Consider the following 16,889-nt stretch of genomic DNA (forward strand, 5'->3'; position numbering starts at 1 on the left):
GTAGGAATGCGCCGCTAGAAATGCAACTCAAGAGCCTGGAAATACACGGCTTCAAAAGCTTCGCCGACAAGACCCTGTTCCTCTTTGACAAGGGGATCACAGGCATCGTCGGCCCCAACGGTTGCGGCAAAAGCAATATCGTGGACTCCATGCGCTGGGTGCTCGGCGAGCAGAAAACCCGCAAGCTCCGCTCCGAAAAGATGGAGAATGTCATCTTCAACGGCACGAGCAAACGCAAAAAAGCCCATTTCGCCGAGGTGGTCCTCACATTCGAGAATACCAAAAACATTCTCCCCACCGAATTCACCACGGTCGCCATCAGCCGCAAGCTCTACCGCACCGGCGAAAGTGAATACATGATCAACGGCGTCGCCTGCCGCCTCAAAGACATCCACGACCTGTTCCTCGACACCGGCATCGGCCCCGACAGCTACGCCATCATCGAACTCAAAATGGTCGATGACATCCTCAACGACAAGGAAAATTCGCGGAGGATCCTGTTTGAGGAAGCGGCCGGCATCAGCAAGTACAAGATTCGCAAGAAGCAGACCCTCAAGAAACTGGAAGAAACGCAGGATGACCTCGAAAGGGTGGAGGACATTCTCTTCGAAATCCAGAAGCAGCTCAAAAGCCTTGAAGCACAAGCCAAAAAGGCCCGCAAATACTTCGAAATCAAGGGCGAATACAAGCTTGTGAGTTCGCGGCATGCCTACTTTGCCATTCGTGGATTGCGCGGCAGCTACGAATCCATCGAGAAGGAGGAGCAGACCTTTGGGGACAAACTTGGCGGATTGCAGTCCACGATTGCCAAGCACGAAGCAAGGTTGCAGGAACTGCGCAAGGAGCAGATTGACAATGAAAACCGCCTTTCGGCCTCGCAAAAAGACCTGAATGCGCATATCACCCGCATTCAGGAAATAGAAAAGGAAAAATCCATCAAAAACGAGCGCCTCAAATACCTGCAACAGCGGGAATTTGCGATCGGCGATCAACTCGAGAAGGACCGGAAAAACTATGCGCGGATCAAGGAGGAACTCGAATCCGTGACCTCCAAGCGCATCGAAGTTGCGAAACTCGTCCACGACGGCAACAAGTTGCTCGCCACTCTCAAAGCCGCCAAGGAAGACGTTTCAGGACGATTCGACGAATTGAAACTCCAAACCGAAGGTTATGCAGAGGTGCACCGCACCATGGAGTTGAACCTGAGCCGCCTCGAAAAGGACCGCGAGATCAAGCTCATCCAAATCGATGGCCTCACCAAGGAAATCGAACGCAACGAGGCCGACCGCACGAGCAAAACCGACGAATTGGATTCGTTTGCAGGCACATTGGAGACGTTGACGCTGGAAGTCGCCGAATTGGAGGCAAGTGTCAACAACCTGCGTGCGCTCAAAACGCAAAACGATGCTGATTTGGAAGCGAGCAGCAAGGCGATCGATCAACTCAAGGACGCGATTTACAAAAGCAACCGTGGCTTGGATTCGCGTCAAAACGAATACAACCTTACCAAAAGCCTCGTCGAGAACCTCGAAGGTTTCCCTGACAGCGTCAAATTCCTGAAAAAGGAAGCGAGTTGGATCAAGGAAGCACCCTTGTTGGGTGATATTTTCCTCACGAGCGACACATACAAGGTCGCCTTGGAAAACCTGCTCGATCCCTACATGAGCTACTACGTCGTGGACACCCGCGCCGACGCCATGCAGGCCATTCAACTCCTGGCCAATACCGCCAAGGGACGGGCCAACTTCTTCGTTCTCGAGGAATTGAATACCTATCCCGCGGTCCAAGCGAAGGCGATTTCGGGTGCAACCCCTGCCCTCGAATTGGTCGAAGTCGCCGAAAAGTACCAAGCGCTTGCCGCCTACTTGCTGGACAATGTTTATATGGTGGATGACGAATCCAACATTCCCGCAGAGCTTCCGGAGCAGGCATTTTTCCTGACCAAGTCGGGTTCGATGCAGCGCAAAAAGTATGCAATCGGGGGCGGCAGCATCGGATTGTTCCAGGGAAAACGCCTGGGGCGCGCCAAAAACCTGGAAAAGCTCGCCAAGGAAATCAAGCAGATTGAAAAGGAACTCTCCGAATTGAAAAATGCCCTGGTGGATCAGGAGGTCAAGCATCAGCAGTTCAAAGGACATCAATACGGTCGCGATCTTGAGACGCAAAACAATCTCTATCAGCGCAAACACCGCGATTTGAGCGTTTTGCAAGCCCGCGAAAAGGAATACCGCGACTTCATCACCCGCGCCGGGGAGCGCAGCGAAATCATCGAGCGCCAAATCGTCGAATTGGAGCAACAAACGGAGCGCCTCGGTCCGCAGATTGCCGCGATGCGTGAGGATTTTTCCGTGAAAGCCGCGATTTTAGAGGAAGCCCGCCGCATGTTTGAGAATTGTCAGGCGGATCTCAGCGATAAAAGTCAGGCATTCAACACGCAAAACATTCTCTGCATTCAGCAAAAGAATCAGCTCGACATGCTGGAACGCGACGAGCAACAAAAGCAGTCCACGATCAAGGCCTTGGTGGAAAGCGAGGAGAAAAACCGCCGTGACTTGCAGGAGACGAAGGACAATATCCATTCGCTCGTGCAAAACAACTTGCAAAACGACGACGAGATGGTCGCTTTGTACGAGCAGAAAAAGGCCAAGGAAGACCATACGGGCAAACTCGAGCAGATTGCCGGGCAAATGCGCAGCAACATCAATGCGACCGAGGATCAGATTCGGGCCGGGCGCAAGGAAAAAGAGGAATGTGAGGAGCAGAAGAATGCCATCAAGGACCGCGTCACCGACATCAAGATCCAGCTCAACAGCCTGAAGGAGCGCATGAAGGTCGAATTTGACGTGGACATCAGCGACCTCGACGAATCAGACCTGTTTGAAGGCGGCATCGACGAATATGCACCTGACGCCGTCGAGCATGAAATGGTCAAATTGAGGCAAAAGCTACAAACCTACGGCGAAATCAATCCGATGGCGGTGGAGGCGTATGACGAGATGAAGGAACGTTTTGACTTCATCAACACGCAGAAAACCGACTTGATGGAGGCCCGCAAGACGCTGCTCGATACGATTTCGGAGATTGACACGACCGCGACCGAGAAGTTTACGGAGGCCTTCGTGCAGATCCGCAAACACTTCAAGGAGGTCTTTCAGCATCTTTTTTATGCAGGCGACACCTGCGACTTGGAGCTGAGCAATCCGGAGGATGTGTTGGAGAGTCCGATCGATATCATGGCCAAGCCCAAGGGCAAACGTCCGCTGTCGATCAACCAACTTTCCGGCGGGGAAAAGACGCTGACGGCCGTGGCGCTCTTGTTTGCGATTTACCTGCTCAAGCCCGCGCCTTTCTGCATCTTCGACGAGGTCGACGCCCCGTTGGACGACGCCAACATCGACAAATTCAACAACATCATCCGCGAATTCAGCAAGGATTCGCAGTTCATCATCGTGACCCACAACAAGCGCACCATGGCCGCCACCAACGTCATGTACGGCGTGACCATGGAAGCCACCGGCATCAGCAAGGTGCTCCCAGTGGACTTGGTAGCCCTGAATTTGACGGAGTAAGGTACTTTGAGAGGCGTCGGCGGTTGATGAAAACGTCGGCGGTTGATGAAAGCGTCGGCAGTTGATGGAAGCGTCGGCCGTTTTTAGAAGCGTCGGCCTCCGGCCGAAACGCTGATCCTGCAATCCAGCCTCTGGCTGCACAGCAAGTCCCCAGCGTTCAGTACCGACAAATTATTGCCGCAAATAAACCAACGTGCTGTAGCCAATCGGTTGACTATTCCCATAAATCAAAACGACCATCGAATCTGCATTCGCGGAAATGTATCCATTTGCCTGATAGATCGTTAAGTTGCAGGGAATGTCGGTGCCACTCACATAAGAGAGGCCATTGTTTTCCTCGATTTGCATCACCAATGTCGAATTTCCCGTTCCAAAAACCGGGGAAATGAGAACCTGATCCGCTCTGCCGAGATACGGAGAAAGGCGCACGGTGCTACCGTTGGTCGCGCAATTAAAACCATTTGACTTTGCAGTAAAGTTACCGTCAAGAGAAACGGACGAGGCTGTGATTTGGACGGTGCGACCGATATCAGTGGTGTTGCCATGTCGGTCCGTGACACTGTAAACTTGTTGTTGGAATCCCGGAACATTGACATTGATCGGTTGCGAAACCACCACCTTGTCGGTGATGTCAAGGTCTTCACGGTCAAATGCGATTACCCCACGGTCATCGTAGGCGGATCCATGAAAGGTAGAAACAGTGTCGTTGCCAATCAGTCGCAACACGGGTGGATTTCCTCTGTCGGCACAACCTTGCATCAGCACGACGATGCCAAGGATGAGGATATTCAAAAGTGTAGGCATGGATTTGGACAAAGGCATGGCTAAAGTTAACGGATCATTCGCCGAATTTGCAAGAATTTTTTACCTTTGGGCATGAGCACCCGCAATTCCATCGCCTTCATTACCATTGTGCTAGCGCAGCTTTGTTGGTATTCTCCCTGCAAAGCCCAATTCCAGTTTTTTGGCTTCGAGTTCGGTGGCAGCACCTCGCTTAAGGACTTCATGAGCGGTGAGATATCCTTGAGCTACCTGCGGCAATTTTCAGCAAAGCACGGATTGGGTGCCGAATTAATCCTTCCGCAGACCTTGATTGTCGACCAAACTTCAGATATCGATTGGTTGAATGGCACACCTTGGAGCGGCGAGGCCGAATGGACGCGGAGACAAACCCCAGCTTTAGCCCTCCGCTATCGATTTTTTGTAGGAAACAGCTTTTTTCTCGGATCGAATCTGCGTCTGGGTGCCGTACGTGAAAAGTGCTTTTTGGATCGTGCTTATCAGGAATCCTTCCAAGGCTATGAAATTTTGCCCATTTACTACGACTATCAACTTTTGAATCCTTACTTTCGGATTTCTGGCGAATTGGGTATTCATCGACCGATGGGGAAATGGATGTTCCTTTCGATCTTAGCCAAATGCGGACCGCAATTCACCTTTTCGAGAGCTGGCATCATGGGGGAGATCACGACGCAACCCAATGGAACACAACTTTTGAAATCATACCACGGAGTCGATTTTTATGGTGGTGTCGCCATTGGCTTGGGAGTGAAACTGTAGGCAAGATTGGGCGACACCTACTTAAGCATCAATTAAGGTGACGCATTGGATGTTGGCTGTTATTGCACCAATATCTTTTTACGCACTGTTTCACCCTTGGCAAGCACAACCTCCAAAACATAGTTTCCGGCGGATATCCCGGTAGGCAAATCAAGATGTGCTTCTGTACCTGAGGGGGATAATTCCGCGACCGTCACCCCAAGCAGATTGATCAACTGGATTTGGCGGATGTTTTTAGGCGCAGCAATATGAATGCCCACAGCTGTTGAGGTTGGATTCGGATAAATATCCACCTTGTCCAGCGAGATTTCGTTCGAACCAAGGGTATGGTTGTAGAAGACATATTGCTCACAAAGGCTCTCGGAAAACGAGTTGGTGATCGTTGCGCCCAAAGAAAAATAGCCGGGCGTCAAAAACGGTTTGTATCCCCAAGGACGGTTTAGCCCATATCCATCTGTACATGTGATGCTTGTCACTTGCCCTCCGATATTATAGGTCGTGACAAAAGAAACACACTGCGGATTGGAAGTCGGTTGGTATTCGAGCAGGTTGCATTTCGCCTTGGTAAATTGTCCTTCCTCCCAAGTGCGAGTAACAAAATCATAGCCGTATTGATGAATTTCGCTGCTATTGTGGTAGTAAATCGTTCCTTGATTAGAGCCCTTGTAGGAAACCTGACCATTTGCCGTAGGACTTTCAAAAGAAATCCAGTCATGGGCGTCAAAGTCATACACCATCCCAAGCACTTTTGTATGCACCGAAGTCATGCAGGAAATCACGCCACCTTCCAATTCCGCAACCATTCCATTTCCTTGAAGATACTTTTCGTGCCACGTATGGTCTTCAAAATCATAGGCAAATCCAATCACGGAATTCGCATCGGAAACAAACATTACAATGTTGTTGTCAATCTCAATACCCGTGTAGCTGTATTCGTTAAGACTTGTGGTCATCCAAGCACCCATTGCAGGGTCGTAGATGCCAAATACCAGCGCATTGAAATAGCTGCGGTAAACAATAATGCCATCCTCGACGCGGTCAATGCCCAGGTTGTTTTGCCCTGGAATAACCTTCCAAACAAGTCTAAATGGATCATAGGTCGCCGCATTAAATGCATACTGATTGTGGCAATAGGCGATTCCATTGCGAATGCCATGGTTCATATAGGAGGAGGAACTTGCCAGGTTGATCGACTTGAAGCTGCCACTCGGAGGCGCAGCCGGATCATAGGTGGTTGCATAGCAGGTGCCGGTGTTGGTCGAATAAACGCCGATGCCTTCAGACTCCAGTTTCCATCCGTAACTCGAAAACGAGGTGGTCGCCGGATTTTGCGTGAGGTAATTGTTGGTGGTATACGTGAGCGTGTTCCCATTGACGGTTGCGGTGAGCAATGGCGCGATTCCCCAAGCAGGCGGGGACTGCGGTTTTGCCACGTTGAATGCGGCAAAGAGGATCGCCATGGTCAGGCTTATTATTTTTTTCATCCCTCGACAGACATAAGTTGATGCATTGCAATGATAATGAATTTCTTAGGAAAGGCCAAAAGCGGCTCCTACCTGAAACAATCACCCCCACCAATAAAAAACGGGCAATCCGAAAACGATCCTCTCATTCTCGAATTGCCCGCTTGAGTTCAACTTCCTCAATCCACCTTCGCCATCTTCACAGAATAACTCCGGTCCCCGCTCGTTACGCGCAACACGTACACGCCTGCAGGCAAATTCGTTCCGATCGGATGCAGTGCAGTTCCGGAAACGACTGTTTCCAGTTCCATTTTGCCATTCAGATCAAACAATTGCACTTGGCAATCTGCGCTGAAGTCGGCGCGGCTCAGGTCGATCATGAGATCATTGCCAGCCCAATAGCTGTGAACAGCGGCATTCTGAGCGGTTTCAGCACCTGTGGTTGGCGCGTAGACCACCTGGATATCGTCGATCCACATCTTGCTGCCGTCGACTGCGGTCGCTGCCTCGGAACTTGCCGTGCAGACCACAAGCGCGTACACCGGGGTCGTGCTGCTCGTGTAGACAAATGGCACGGAAAACCGCGTCCAATTGGATACGCTTGCTTGAGGGGTCAAAAATTTGGCTTCTGCATAGACATAAGGGATTGAAGCATTGTCCTTGGGATTGCGCACATCGTAGTCGCCGTGCAGGTAAACCTGCACCTTGCCTTGGTCGCTTCCCGCTACCAAGTATTTGTAATAACCTACGAGGCTGTCAGGACGGCCGGTGAAGGGGTAATTAAAATCTGCATCGGAACGCAAAGTTTCGATATACCCGTCCTGCGGATTGGTATTGGGAGCCTGCACTTTGCCGGTCGTCGCGATGCCGTTGACAGGGGTGCCGAGATAATTTTTGGTGCGCAACTCCGTGCAATACGTACCGGAATTGGGCGATGTCGTCCGGAAGCAACTCTGCGGACCAAAGGATGCCAAACCGCCACCGGTTTTGTTGGAGTTGTAGTCCAACGGCTCTTCGTCGTTGTTGCCGACGTTGGTCCAGTTTTCGAAGCCGACGTTGGGGAGTTGGGTCTGTGCAAAAAGACCGAAAGTCATTCCGATAAACAAGAAGGAAAGTAGTGATTTTTTCATACTCAATAGTTTAAGTCAACAATTGCAACAACATTGAATCCCGGAAACCATTCGAAGGAGGCAGATTTCACCGCCTGCGACGTGTTGATTTTCGGAACCCTCGGCTGCGAAGGACACCATTTCTGCGGTTTTTTGCAAATACCTAGCAGTTGGCGTCCGTTCAAACCCGTCAATGAAATGGAATCGGATGCGTCGTTCACTCCCTTAAAGGCGGGAAAAATCTGGTTTCTTTCGTTTCATTCGGTGCTGCTCGCCTTCGGCGCATTGGCGCAATTCTTTCGTTCGGGTGGGCAGTACTTTTGCAAATCAAACTTCCGTCCCATGTCGCAAAAATTCCGTTACATTTACTTCTAAAGTTCAATGATCCCCAATTCATGGTAGCACAAGAATTCCCGACGGCGATGATCACTTCCGTCAACCGCAGCCCCGAATACACGCTGATCAAGCCGAGCGAGCCGCAGATTACGCTGCTTGCAGGTCTCGGCGTAGAAGGTGACGCGCACATGGGAACCACGGTGAAGCACCGTAGTCGTGTCGCCAAGGACCCTACGCAACCCAATTTGAGGCAGGTGCATCTGATCCACAGCGAATTGCACGATGAAGTCACGGCCAAGGGAATGCCAGTATTGCCCGGTCAAATGGGCGAAAATATCACCACACGCGGGATTGACTTGCTTGGGCTTCCGAAAGGGACGATTCTCCAACTCGGCGAGGCGGCCAAGATCGAAGTCACGGGATTGAGAAATCCTTGCCACCAACTTGACTCCATTCAGCCGGGTCTGTTGCAAGCCGTCCTCGATCGGGATGAAGCCGGGAATTTGATCCGCAAGGCGGGCATCATGGCGATTGTGCTACAAGGCGGGGTTGTGCGGCAAGGAGACAGGATTCTCGTCACCCTGCCCGAAGGTGAGCATCAAGCGTTGGCGCCGGTCTGATTATCTCCAGATTTCTGCCGACCTTGTTACCGGAAATCCAACACCTCAAAATGAAAAGAATCCTCCGCTTCCTCGCGCTCATCCTCCCACTCACACTCGTATTTCACACTGCCAAAGCTTGGTGGGATGTGGGGCACATGGCAGTTGCCCAAATTGCCTACGACGAACTCAAGCCGGGAGCCAAAAAGTGGGCCGACGGGTTGATCGCGACATTGACGGTCAATTATCCGCAGACCCACAATTTCGTGGAGGCAGCGACTTGGCCCGATGACCTCAAGGGACACGGCATTACTGCTTACAGCAATTGGCACTACACCAACATCCCCCTCAACGACAATGGCGTAGCCATTGCTTGCAACGCGACGCCTGAAATCGACGTGATATGGGCGATTGGACAGGCTCGTTCGATTTTGGGCAATCCGAAATCGACAGATGCCGAAAAGGGGCAGTTCTTGGCCTTCTTGATCCATTTTGTCGGAGACTTGCATCAGCCCTTGCACAGCACGAGCATGTACACCAATGCCTTGCCCGGTGGCGACATGGGCGGAAATCTTTTTCCCCTCAAAGACAGCATCCACACCAATTTACACAAACTTTGGGACGACGGCTGCGGCTATTTCGACAGGTTCGGCAAGGTGGACCGTGCTGCTGGGCCAGAGGTTTGGAAAGATACCATTCAAGCCATCGCAAAGGCCGTCACCCAAGCCTATCCTGCCAAGAGCATCATGGGTCTGGACCAATTGGATCCCGAGTTTTGGGCATTGGAAAGTCACAACGATGCCGTCAACTTCGGCTACAAGGGCGTGCAAAGTGTAGATGGCAGCCGTAAAATTTATCTGAAACCCAACGATACGCCGAGCGCACTTTATCTTGAAGTTGCCCGCAAAATTGTGGAGCGGCAAATTGCATCAGGTGGCTACCGTTTGGCGATGATCCTCAATGCCTTATTCGATGCAAAAGCAGGGAAGTAGGCTTATTTTTCATCGACGATAAAGACTTCTACGGTATCGCGCCATTCTTGGAGGGTATCGGCATGTGGTGTGCGAATCCTTGGATACAACCGCAAGGCCTTGATCTTTTTGCCTTGCATGTCCACGGTGTCCGTCGGAACGGTAATCACGCAATGGTTGCCAGAATGGTCGAGTTCAACCGTCTCAGGCCATTTGAGCGAATCTGTTCCCCAATCATAGTCGATGCCGCTGTAGAATTCAGGTCGCATGTCTAGCGAATCATCGACGGGCCAATAAGTCTGCCCCGTGAGAAAAACAAACGGTTCGCCACGACGAAGGAAGAGCGAATCGCTGAATTTGGGCCAAGTATTGCCGAGTTCGTCGCTGTTGGTGCCTACATGCTTTCGGTAGCCCGAAGCCAAGATGGTAAATTCCGACCGCTCATATTGTGGACATTGTGGCGGCGGAGGGGATTTCGGCTTCGTTCCGAGGATATAAGCGATGGCAGCGATGCTGAGCAAATTCGTGACGACCAACAAGTAAGTGACGTAGGATTTCATTTTCGGTGCCTGTCGTGATTCATCCGACTTGCATTCGAAAATAGCCGCTATAGTTGGGATTCCCAAAGTTGCAGGCAACGCATGGCCCAATCCAGTAGAGCAATTTTGAACAATTTCCTGGCTAAACGCTATCTTTGGCGAATGAAGAAACTTGTATGGACCCTCCGAATCTTGTTCGGCATCACTGCCTTGATTAGCATGATCGGCCTGCCAAAACTGGCATCTGCGCAAACGATTGTCGGCGATTGGAAAGGGTTGCTCAAAACCGAGGCCATTTCGCTGCGCGTGGGTTTGCATGTCTCCCAAAGCGATGCGGGTTATTCGGCCAAGTTGGATATCCTCGACCAAGCCGCAAAAGGATTGCCGCTGACCGAATTTGTGTTTCGCGACGCTGAATTGACCTGGAAATTGCAAACGGCGGAATACAAGGGAAAAATGCAGGCGGATGGCAAAATCACGGGAAACTTTCTGCAAAGCGGTCAAGCCATGCCCCTGGATTTTGAACGCGGCGAATGGGTCATCAACCGTTCCCAGGAGCCGAAGGCTCCATTTCCCTACAAAATAGAAGAAGTCACCTATCCCAATGCCTCCGCTACGGACGTCACGCTTGCCGGAACGCTAACCATCCCCGATCAGACTGGTCCCTATCCCGCCGTGATCTTGATTACGGGTTCGGGCGCCAATAACCGCGACGAAGAAATCCTGTTCCACAAACCGTTTTGGATCCTTGCGGACTACCTGAGCCGCAATGGCGTGGCAGTTTTGCGCTTTGACGACCGAGGCGTCGGTAAATCCACGGGCAAACATGCAACGGCGACTTCGGCTGACTTTGCGACGGATGCCTTGGCGGGTGTCACCTACTTGCAATCTCGCAAGGACTTGCAAATCTCCAACATCGGACTGATGGGCCATAGCGAAGGCGGTGTCATTGCCCCGCTCGCAGCAAGCCAATCTGATGCCGTCAAATTTGTCGTGATGCTCGCAGGCACCGGTGTGCGCGGCGACGTGCTGATGGCTGAGCAAACGGAACTTGTGATGCGGGCCAACGGTAATTCGGAGGAGAGGATCATGAAGGCGAGGCAGGTGAATTCAGATATTTACCGGATCATCATTAAGTCCAAAACCATCCGACAGGCCAAAGGAAAGTTGGAAAAGCGTCTCATGAAGGAGGCCAAAATGGATAGCACCCTCAATGAAGCGTCCATTAAATCCATGGTTGCGCAGGTCAACAATGTCTGGTTTCGTTACTTCATCAAGCACGATCCCGCGGCGGTTTTGCAAAAGGTAAAATGTCCGGTGCTTGCAGTCAATGGCGAAAAGGACATTCAAGTGCCATCAAAATTGAACTTGGATGCAATCGAGGCCGCGCTGAAATCCGGAGGAAATCAGGACTTTACGATTCGCAGTTTCCCTGACCTCAACCACCTTTTCCAGCATTGTACGACTTGTAGTGTTGGTGAATACGCGCTTTTGGAAGAGACGTTTTCACCCGAGGTGATGGCCTTCGTAGGGAAATGGATCTTGGAAAAGGGGAATTGACGGCAGATGCTGCTCAAGGGAAATCGTGCCCGAATTTGCCAGATTGAGGCATAGGGCCATCGATGACATAGTCCTCAAATGATCTTGGTTGCTGCCGGGAGGGTGGATCTACACGAAGGTGATTCATCCGTTCCGGGTAGGCCATCGTCAGGAGTTCGCCCTTCATCGGTTCCTGCGGCGAGGCAATGTCCTGGGGGATCAAGTCCGACATTTGCGCGAGTATCGCCGAATTGTCAGACTTCAGAATGTGTTGAATCAAGTTCAGTTTCAGCGTATCAAATGTTGGAGAGGTATTCATAATCCAAACCTACAGCCCCAAACGGGAATCGTTCATGCATGGGAATTGCAAAAAATTGCAACATTCACATCATGGGGAAAAGCAAGCGCCGCAGCAAATCCAACATTCGCTGCGGCGCTTACACGAACGATCGTTTTAGTGATGGTGCATTCCGGCCTCTCCTGAAGGTTTGGGCGCATCTTGCGGCGCCACTTTCCACTCAATCGGATCCGTTTCGGCGGTCATGCGATGCAATTGCCCACGAATGTCCCCGAAATAGGATTCGCCCGTCGTATGCAAATTGAAATATAGATCTCCTTGCTCGGCAAGGTACTGCATGCCGCCGATCGTGGTGAACTTGTCCTTGAGTCCGGGTGCGATCGGGCAACCCATCGTAATGGCACCGATCAGGCCTTCTCCCGCTGCCACGACGGCTTCGACCTCCTTGTTGGTCACTTCGATCGCCAAAACGCCGTCGTCATTGAAGTTTTTCTGGATATCGGTCGTCATCGAAAAGTCAATCGCGATGGGTCCGAGCATGCTAGGCCGTCCGCAATGGATATGAAACATGTTGACGTCCTTGATGTTGACATCGGTGACCTCGACCTCGATGATCGCCTTGCTGAGATCCTTGGTGAAGCTCACCTTTCCATGCCCGCGGTCTTTGCGGTCTGCGCGCAGCCGCGAAGGCGTTGTGGATTTGAATTGGGCCGGGGTTGATTTTGGCGTGTCTTTTTCTTCGCCTCCTTCCTGATGTGGGCTGAGGTAAGCCTCGTAGACAAATCCGATTTCCTTGCCACGGTCAGCCTCATTTGCGCCGCCGGACTGGGTGATGTACGTGGTGGAATCGCCACTTGGCACGGTAAGCGGAGCATCTGTGGAGGCGCTATGGGAGCAACCCAGGAGCATGGAGGACATGAGCATTCCTTGTTGCTGCAAATGCATACACGATGGACTTTTTCATAAATTTTGTGTTGATGAACAATTGCAAAAACTGTGGATGTCAGCAATATCGCATCGATTTTCCAAAATCTAAAATCGGATGACGTTAAAATGTTATGAGGACCAGATATAGCTTTATTTTTTATGCATTCAGGGAAGGCCATCGCGATGAGCATCCCAACAACAAGGACTTGTGACCATGGCCGCATTTTGGGGACGAATGGGGATCTCGGCAGGTTAGGAAGTGTGCTTGTCTGGACCTTCTCAGGTAAGTCGGGCACCTTGTATTCGATTTGTAACTGGCCTTGAGGGTCTTCATTTCCGAAGCACTGCACGGAATCTAGAGTTGGGTGTGGGCCGGATTTTTCGTCTCGTGGCAAGCGAAAAAAAATAGGAGTGGGGCAATCAGCCGAGGCTTCTCCTCACAATGCCTTGAGCAATGGAGGCACACCTGTTGTTGAGGCTGTTCGGGCCAACCAAACACCAATGAAACTGGTACTTGTAAAGGTCCCTATTCCCATAATCTATCATCGAAAAAGCGCACAGTGCCCCTTTGGGGGCCTGGCAGAACAGTAGAATGAAGACTTTAATGGCTGAACATCCCTAATAGAATGAAGGGGACAGACGTCTGACGCAGATTGCTGGAGATATTATTTTCGATTGATCTGTGAGGTAATGGAACCATCTGTGATTTTGTCATCCTCTGCTAGTAAAAATGCTTTAGAGAGCACTACGGATAGGCCACTATCTCCCTCAAATGGAAGGAAAATATTCTCCGTACCAGTTTTTGCTGATCGATCGGGAACAATGCAAAGGTACTGATCATTCGGTTCCATCAAGATATTGGTACTTCCAATGTGAATTTTGTAAGTGCGAAGCTTTCCTTTGACTACAAGGAAGTTCCCAACAATTTGGGCAACGTTTTTGACTTTGAGTCTTGGAATGAGGCCTGCAAGAATTTCTTTCCGCATTTTGGCAACTTCATTCAAATCCCCAAAGCTGTAGGTCTGCCAATAGTCCCGGTAAGCTGGTATTCCTCCAGAATCCTGCCAAGTGGGGTCATTACCTACGCTTGCCACGCCAACAAATAGATCCACATCGCGCATCGCCTCTGAAAATGGAATCGGAGGTACCGCAATCAATTCAACTGGTTGTTCCGTGGTTGTGCTGACGAACCGCACCTGATCAGTGGCAATGTAGTTCCAAATACCTGTGTCGTTGAATGCATCGTCTGCATTCACTCCGGTGACCCAATATTCGACACGAAGACCAAATTCGGGAAGAGCCAATGTGGCTAATTCGCCTTCTCGACCATCATCATACGCTCCCAACAGTGCATATTTCCAACCTCTTCCTTTGGCCAAAGAATTGAACTGATGTTGTTTGAGAACATGAGCAGCCATCCGATTGCTGTACGTTCTTGTATTGATTTCAGCCTCGGTGAGCAAATATACTTCTCTAAATCCTTGCTTCAAAGGCTGGAGAATTTGATGTTCGATGAGAAACTCGCGCCAAATTTTGATTTCTGCCACCGAAGATAGTGCTGGATGCCAGAGGGAAACTTCTGCATTTTCGTCGATGTGGATTGTTTGCCCTTTCGCGTTGACCCAACCATCTTCAAACCATATTGCGGCGACAATTTCTTCACGATTGTGAAAATTCCAAATGAGCTTTTTTGTCAAAAATGACATGAACCCGTGTTGCAAATAATATTGCTGAAAATAAGATGATTTCAATTTGCGGTCACTGCGTAGCATTCGGTCGATGCGGTCACGTTGTGCTGTCGAAGCCTGCTCAACTTGTTTGACCACCAATTTCATTTTTTTGAGCTTGGCAAGATGGTTGGTTTTTACAGCTGTAGGTTCAGATTTTTGGAGTGTCCCATCGGGCTTGTACCATTGTTGTTTAAGCTTCCCCGGAGAAATAATCTCCAATTCAAAGACAAACCCATCAAATTCCCAGCGTCGTTTTCCGTTTTTGAATCCAAAGTCGTCGACCGCCAAATCCTCAATTTCAGCAACTGAGATCCCTGCTGATTTTGCAGCATCGGTGAGATATTTTTCGATCAATGCTTGCGTAGATGCTTGCTTGATTCGCAATTTCAGCCGAGAAAGGTGGCTGATCCCCTCTAGGCCTTTTGACTTGTATAAAACAAAAAGACAAGCATTGCCAAGTGATGCCGCTGCTGGACCTTTTGACGGAATCTTCCGGTAGCAACGCTCTGCAAGCTGAGCAACGGTGTGCAAAGTTTGTGTATCATGAAAATTTGCACACATCCAGACAAATCCTTTGAGTGCTTCCAAATTAACGGAAGTGATGAATTCGTAACTCGTGGAATGATATTCGCGACCTTGATAAATTTGAGTATGTTGCGTGATTTTTTCTTTAAATCTTATGACGAATTGAAGCCATTCAATCAATGTAATTTTAAATTTGTCAGGCCCAAGCGCTTTGAAGAGTGTCTTGGATGCTTCCAAATATTTGGTGCTGGGTTTGCTACCTGAGGCCGTTTGTGCAAGCGTGATCATGGGATACCAATGATTGCGTTCCGCAGGAGTCAACTCAGTAATTTTTTGGTTTGCAAAAGTTGCAAACTCGTCGTCACCTAAAAATTTGGTAGGTTTTACCGATGGTATTCCTTCCGAATCCGGGAAAAGTAACGCATCGATTTTTTCCGCCAGCTTGATGCGTTCCTTCTCATCATAATAGGAATTCACCGCTTTAATGTCGGTGATCAATTGTTCCATGGTGTTGCGAAGGGATTCAGAGATTGGGTTTCCCTTCCGCTGTGACGCCACTTGGTTTACAAGTTGGTTGATGGGCCAATGATTGATGCCTGAATGGAGATGGTACTTGCTCTCCCTGAACGTTTTGACAAGCAATACCACATCGTCATCGTCCATCATCAGTTTGGTCTTTAAGAGTTGTTTGATAAAGATTAGACGCAATTCTTTGAGATGCTGTTCCGGGTGGTCGTAAACGTATTTTCTTTCCTGAATGGCGAAGGCATGAATCTTTTTGCAGCAGTCCACAATGAATGCAATTCGCTTTTTGTCATCCCAATTCTTAACCAAATTCTGATAAACGTCCCATTCCGTAGCTTTTGCATCATAGATATAGGCTTTGCTTCCCTTTGCTTGGGCCAACGCCTGATTGAGTATCTCATCAAATTCGTCGACAATTTTTTGGGATTCCTGTATTTCGCCTTTTCCTTTAGCGGCTTCAGTTGGTTTTGGGGATGAATTCGCCGATTCAATTCCCAGTGCTTTTTTGATTTTATCGAAAATGCCCATCGTTTAGCCTCCTACAAGTGGTGTCAATTTCACGAAACTCACGATCATGTCTCCGGTTAGAAGCACTTCCTGATCCAACGTTTCAGCCTGAACATTGTCGATCAGGATGAAGTAACCGTTGCGTTGGAAAGCGTCAAGGGCAATATAAACTTGTTTCTCTGCATCTATGGGCTGTTTGGTTTTCATTCGCATCCCGTTAATCGTCTTCTCAGCTTCGGTTGGCTCGATTAACCCGTTGAAGTATTCGGGTAGTTTCTTGTTGTAGTTTTCAACCTCATATTTAACCCGTTCCGAAATAATTTCTCTGACCAAAACGCATTCGGAAGCGAAACTGAGGGAAATTTCATGCAAAATTTTACCTGCAAACGTTGTATCGTGGATTCTAATCTCCGTTGATATTGCCATGATGATCTTGAGGAAGGGGATTAGCTTCCATACCAAAGCTAATCGTTGGAAAGCCAATTTGCAAAGATGCTGCTGAAACTTCCTTTCATGCCTATTTTTGCGAGGCACCACAACCAAGAAACCTTCAACCGAGGGTTTCGATGGGTGCTTTACCTTGAAGGTTAGGCTGTTGGAGTACTAAATTTTCTTGAGTGCTAAAGCGTTGAGGTCCCTCTAAACGACAAACGGGTCAATAGACCTAGCTCAAAATGCATTAGAAAAGCAAT

Annotated in this window: 13 protein-coding genes; 5 read left to right on the forward strand and 8 right to left on the reverse strand. The window is 49.7% G+C overall.

Features of this window, described 5'->3' with window-relative positions; genetic code table 11:
* Positions 1-20 precede the first annotated feature (20 nt).
* Entirely contained in the window at positions 21-3,569 is a 3,549-nt protein-coding gene (gene smc / locus IPN95_27460; protein MBK9453086.1) for a chromosome segregation protein SMC, read from the forward strand.
* A 171-nt stretch (positions 3,570-3,740) separates the two neighbouring features.
* Here the strand turns inward: smc and IPN95_27465 are convergent, their stop codons facing one another.
* On the reverse strand, positions 3,741-4,373 hold the full coding sequence (locus tag IPN95_27465; GenBank protein MBK9453087.1) for a DUF5011 domain-containing protein: 633 nt from the start codon (positions 4,371-4,373) through the stop codon (positions 3,741-3,743).
* Positions 4,374-4,445: 72 nt separating this feature from the next.
* Between IPN95_27465 and IPN95_27470 the strand changes: the two genes are divergently transcribed.
* The gene (locus IPN95_27470; protein MBK9453088.1) at positions 4,446-5,129 is read left to right on the forward strand and encodes a hypothetical protein; all 684 of its coding nucleotides are present in this window, start codon (positions 4,446-4,448) and stop codon (positions 5,127-5,129) included.
* 59 nt (positions 5,130-5,188) lie between these two features.
* Here the strand turns inward: IPN95_27470 and IPN95_27475 are convergent, their stop codons facing one another.
* Positions 5,189-6,613, reverse strand: coding sequence for a T9SS type A sorting domain-containing protein (locus tag IPN95_27475; protein ID MBK9453089.1), 1,425 nt, complete (start codon positions 6,611-6,613; stop codon positions 5,189-5,191).
* A 158-nt stretch (positions 6,614-6,771) separates the two neighbouring features.
* The gene (locus tag IPN95_27480) at positions 6,772-7,722 is read right to left on the reverse strand and encodes a PCMD domain-containing protein (protein MBK9453090.1); all 951 of its coding nucleotides are present in this window, start codon (positions 7,720-7,722) and stop codon (positions 6,772-6,774) included.
* Between the two features lie 401 nt (positions 7,723-8,123).
* On the opposite strand from IPN95_27480, the gene IPN95_27485 reads away from it, so the two are divergent.
* A complete protein-coding gene (locus tag IPN95_27485; GenBank protein ID MBK9453091.1) occupies positions 8,124-8,657 on the forward strand; it encodes an MOSC domain-containing protein in 534 nt (177 codons plus the stop codon).
* A 50-nt stretch (positions 8,658-8,707) separates the two neighbouring features.
* Entirely contained in the window at positions 8,708-9,628 is a 921-nt protein-coding gene (locus tag IPN95_27490) for a S1/P1 nuclease (protein MBK9453092.1), read from the forward strand.
* 2 nt (positions 9,629-9,630) lie between these two features.
* Here the strand turns inward: IPN95_27490 and IPN95_27495 are convergent, their stop codons facing one another.
* Positions 9,631-10,167 carry a hypothetical protein gene (locus tag IPN95_27495; GenBank protein ID MBK9453093.1) on the reverse strand — a complete coding sequence of 179 codons (537 nt, stop codon included), beginning with the start codon at positions 10,165-10,167 and terminating at the stop codon, positions 9,631-9,633.
* A 141-nt stretch (positions 10,168-10,308) separates the two neighbouring features.
* Between IPN95_27495 and IPN95_27500 the strand changes: the two genes are divergently transcribed.
* Positions 10,309-11,706 (forward strand): alpha/beta hydrolase, encoded by a 1,398-nt coding sequence (locus IPN95_27500; GenBank protein MBK9453094.1) that lies wholly within the window; start codon positions 10,309-10,311, stop codon positions 11,704-11,706.
* 13 nt (positions 11,707-11,719) lie between these two features.
* On the opposite strand, the gene IPN95_27505 is transcribed toward IPN95_27500, so the two are convergent.
* The 4 genes from IPN95_27505 to IPN95_27520 form a co-directional block, all read right to left on the reverse strand.
* Positions 11,720-12,004, reverse strand: a complete 285-nt coding sequence (locus IPN95_27505; GenBank protein ID MBK9453095.1) for a hypothetical protein — start codon at positions 12,002-12,004, stop codon at positions 11,720-11,722.
* Between the two features lie 135 nt (positions 12,005-12,139).
* Positions 12,140-12,907: a CHRD domain-containing protein gene (locus IPN95_27510; GenBank protein ID MBK9453096.1), complete on the reverse strand. Its 768-nt coding sequence runs from the start codon at positions 12,905-12,907 to the stop codon at positions 12,140-12,142.
* A gap of 668 nt (positions 12,908-13,575) precedes the next feature.
* Positions 13,576-16,218 (reverse strand): DUF4132 domain-containing protein, encoded by a 2,643-nt coding sequence (locus IPN95_27515; GenBank protein MBK9453097.1) that lies wholly within the window; start codon positions 16,216-16,218, stop codon positions 13,576-13,578.
* Between the two features lie 3 nt (positions 16,219-16,221).
* Complete coding sequence (locus IPN95_27520) at positions 16,222-16,623, reverse strand: hypothetical protein (GenBank protein ID MBK9453098.1); 402 nt, start codon at positions 16,621-16,623, stop codon at positions 16,222-16,224.
* Positions 16,624-16,889 lie beyond the last annotated feature (266 nt).

The sequence above is a fragment of the Bacteroidota bacterium genome, from assembly GCA_016718825.1.
Taxonomy (GTDB): Bacteria; Bacteroidota; Bacteroidia; order J057; family JADKCL01; genus JADKCL01.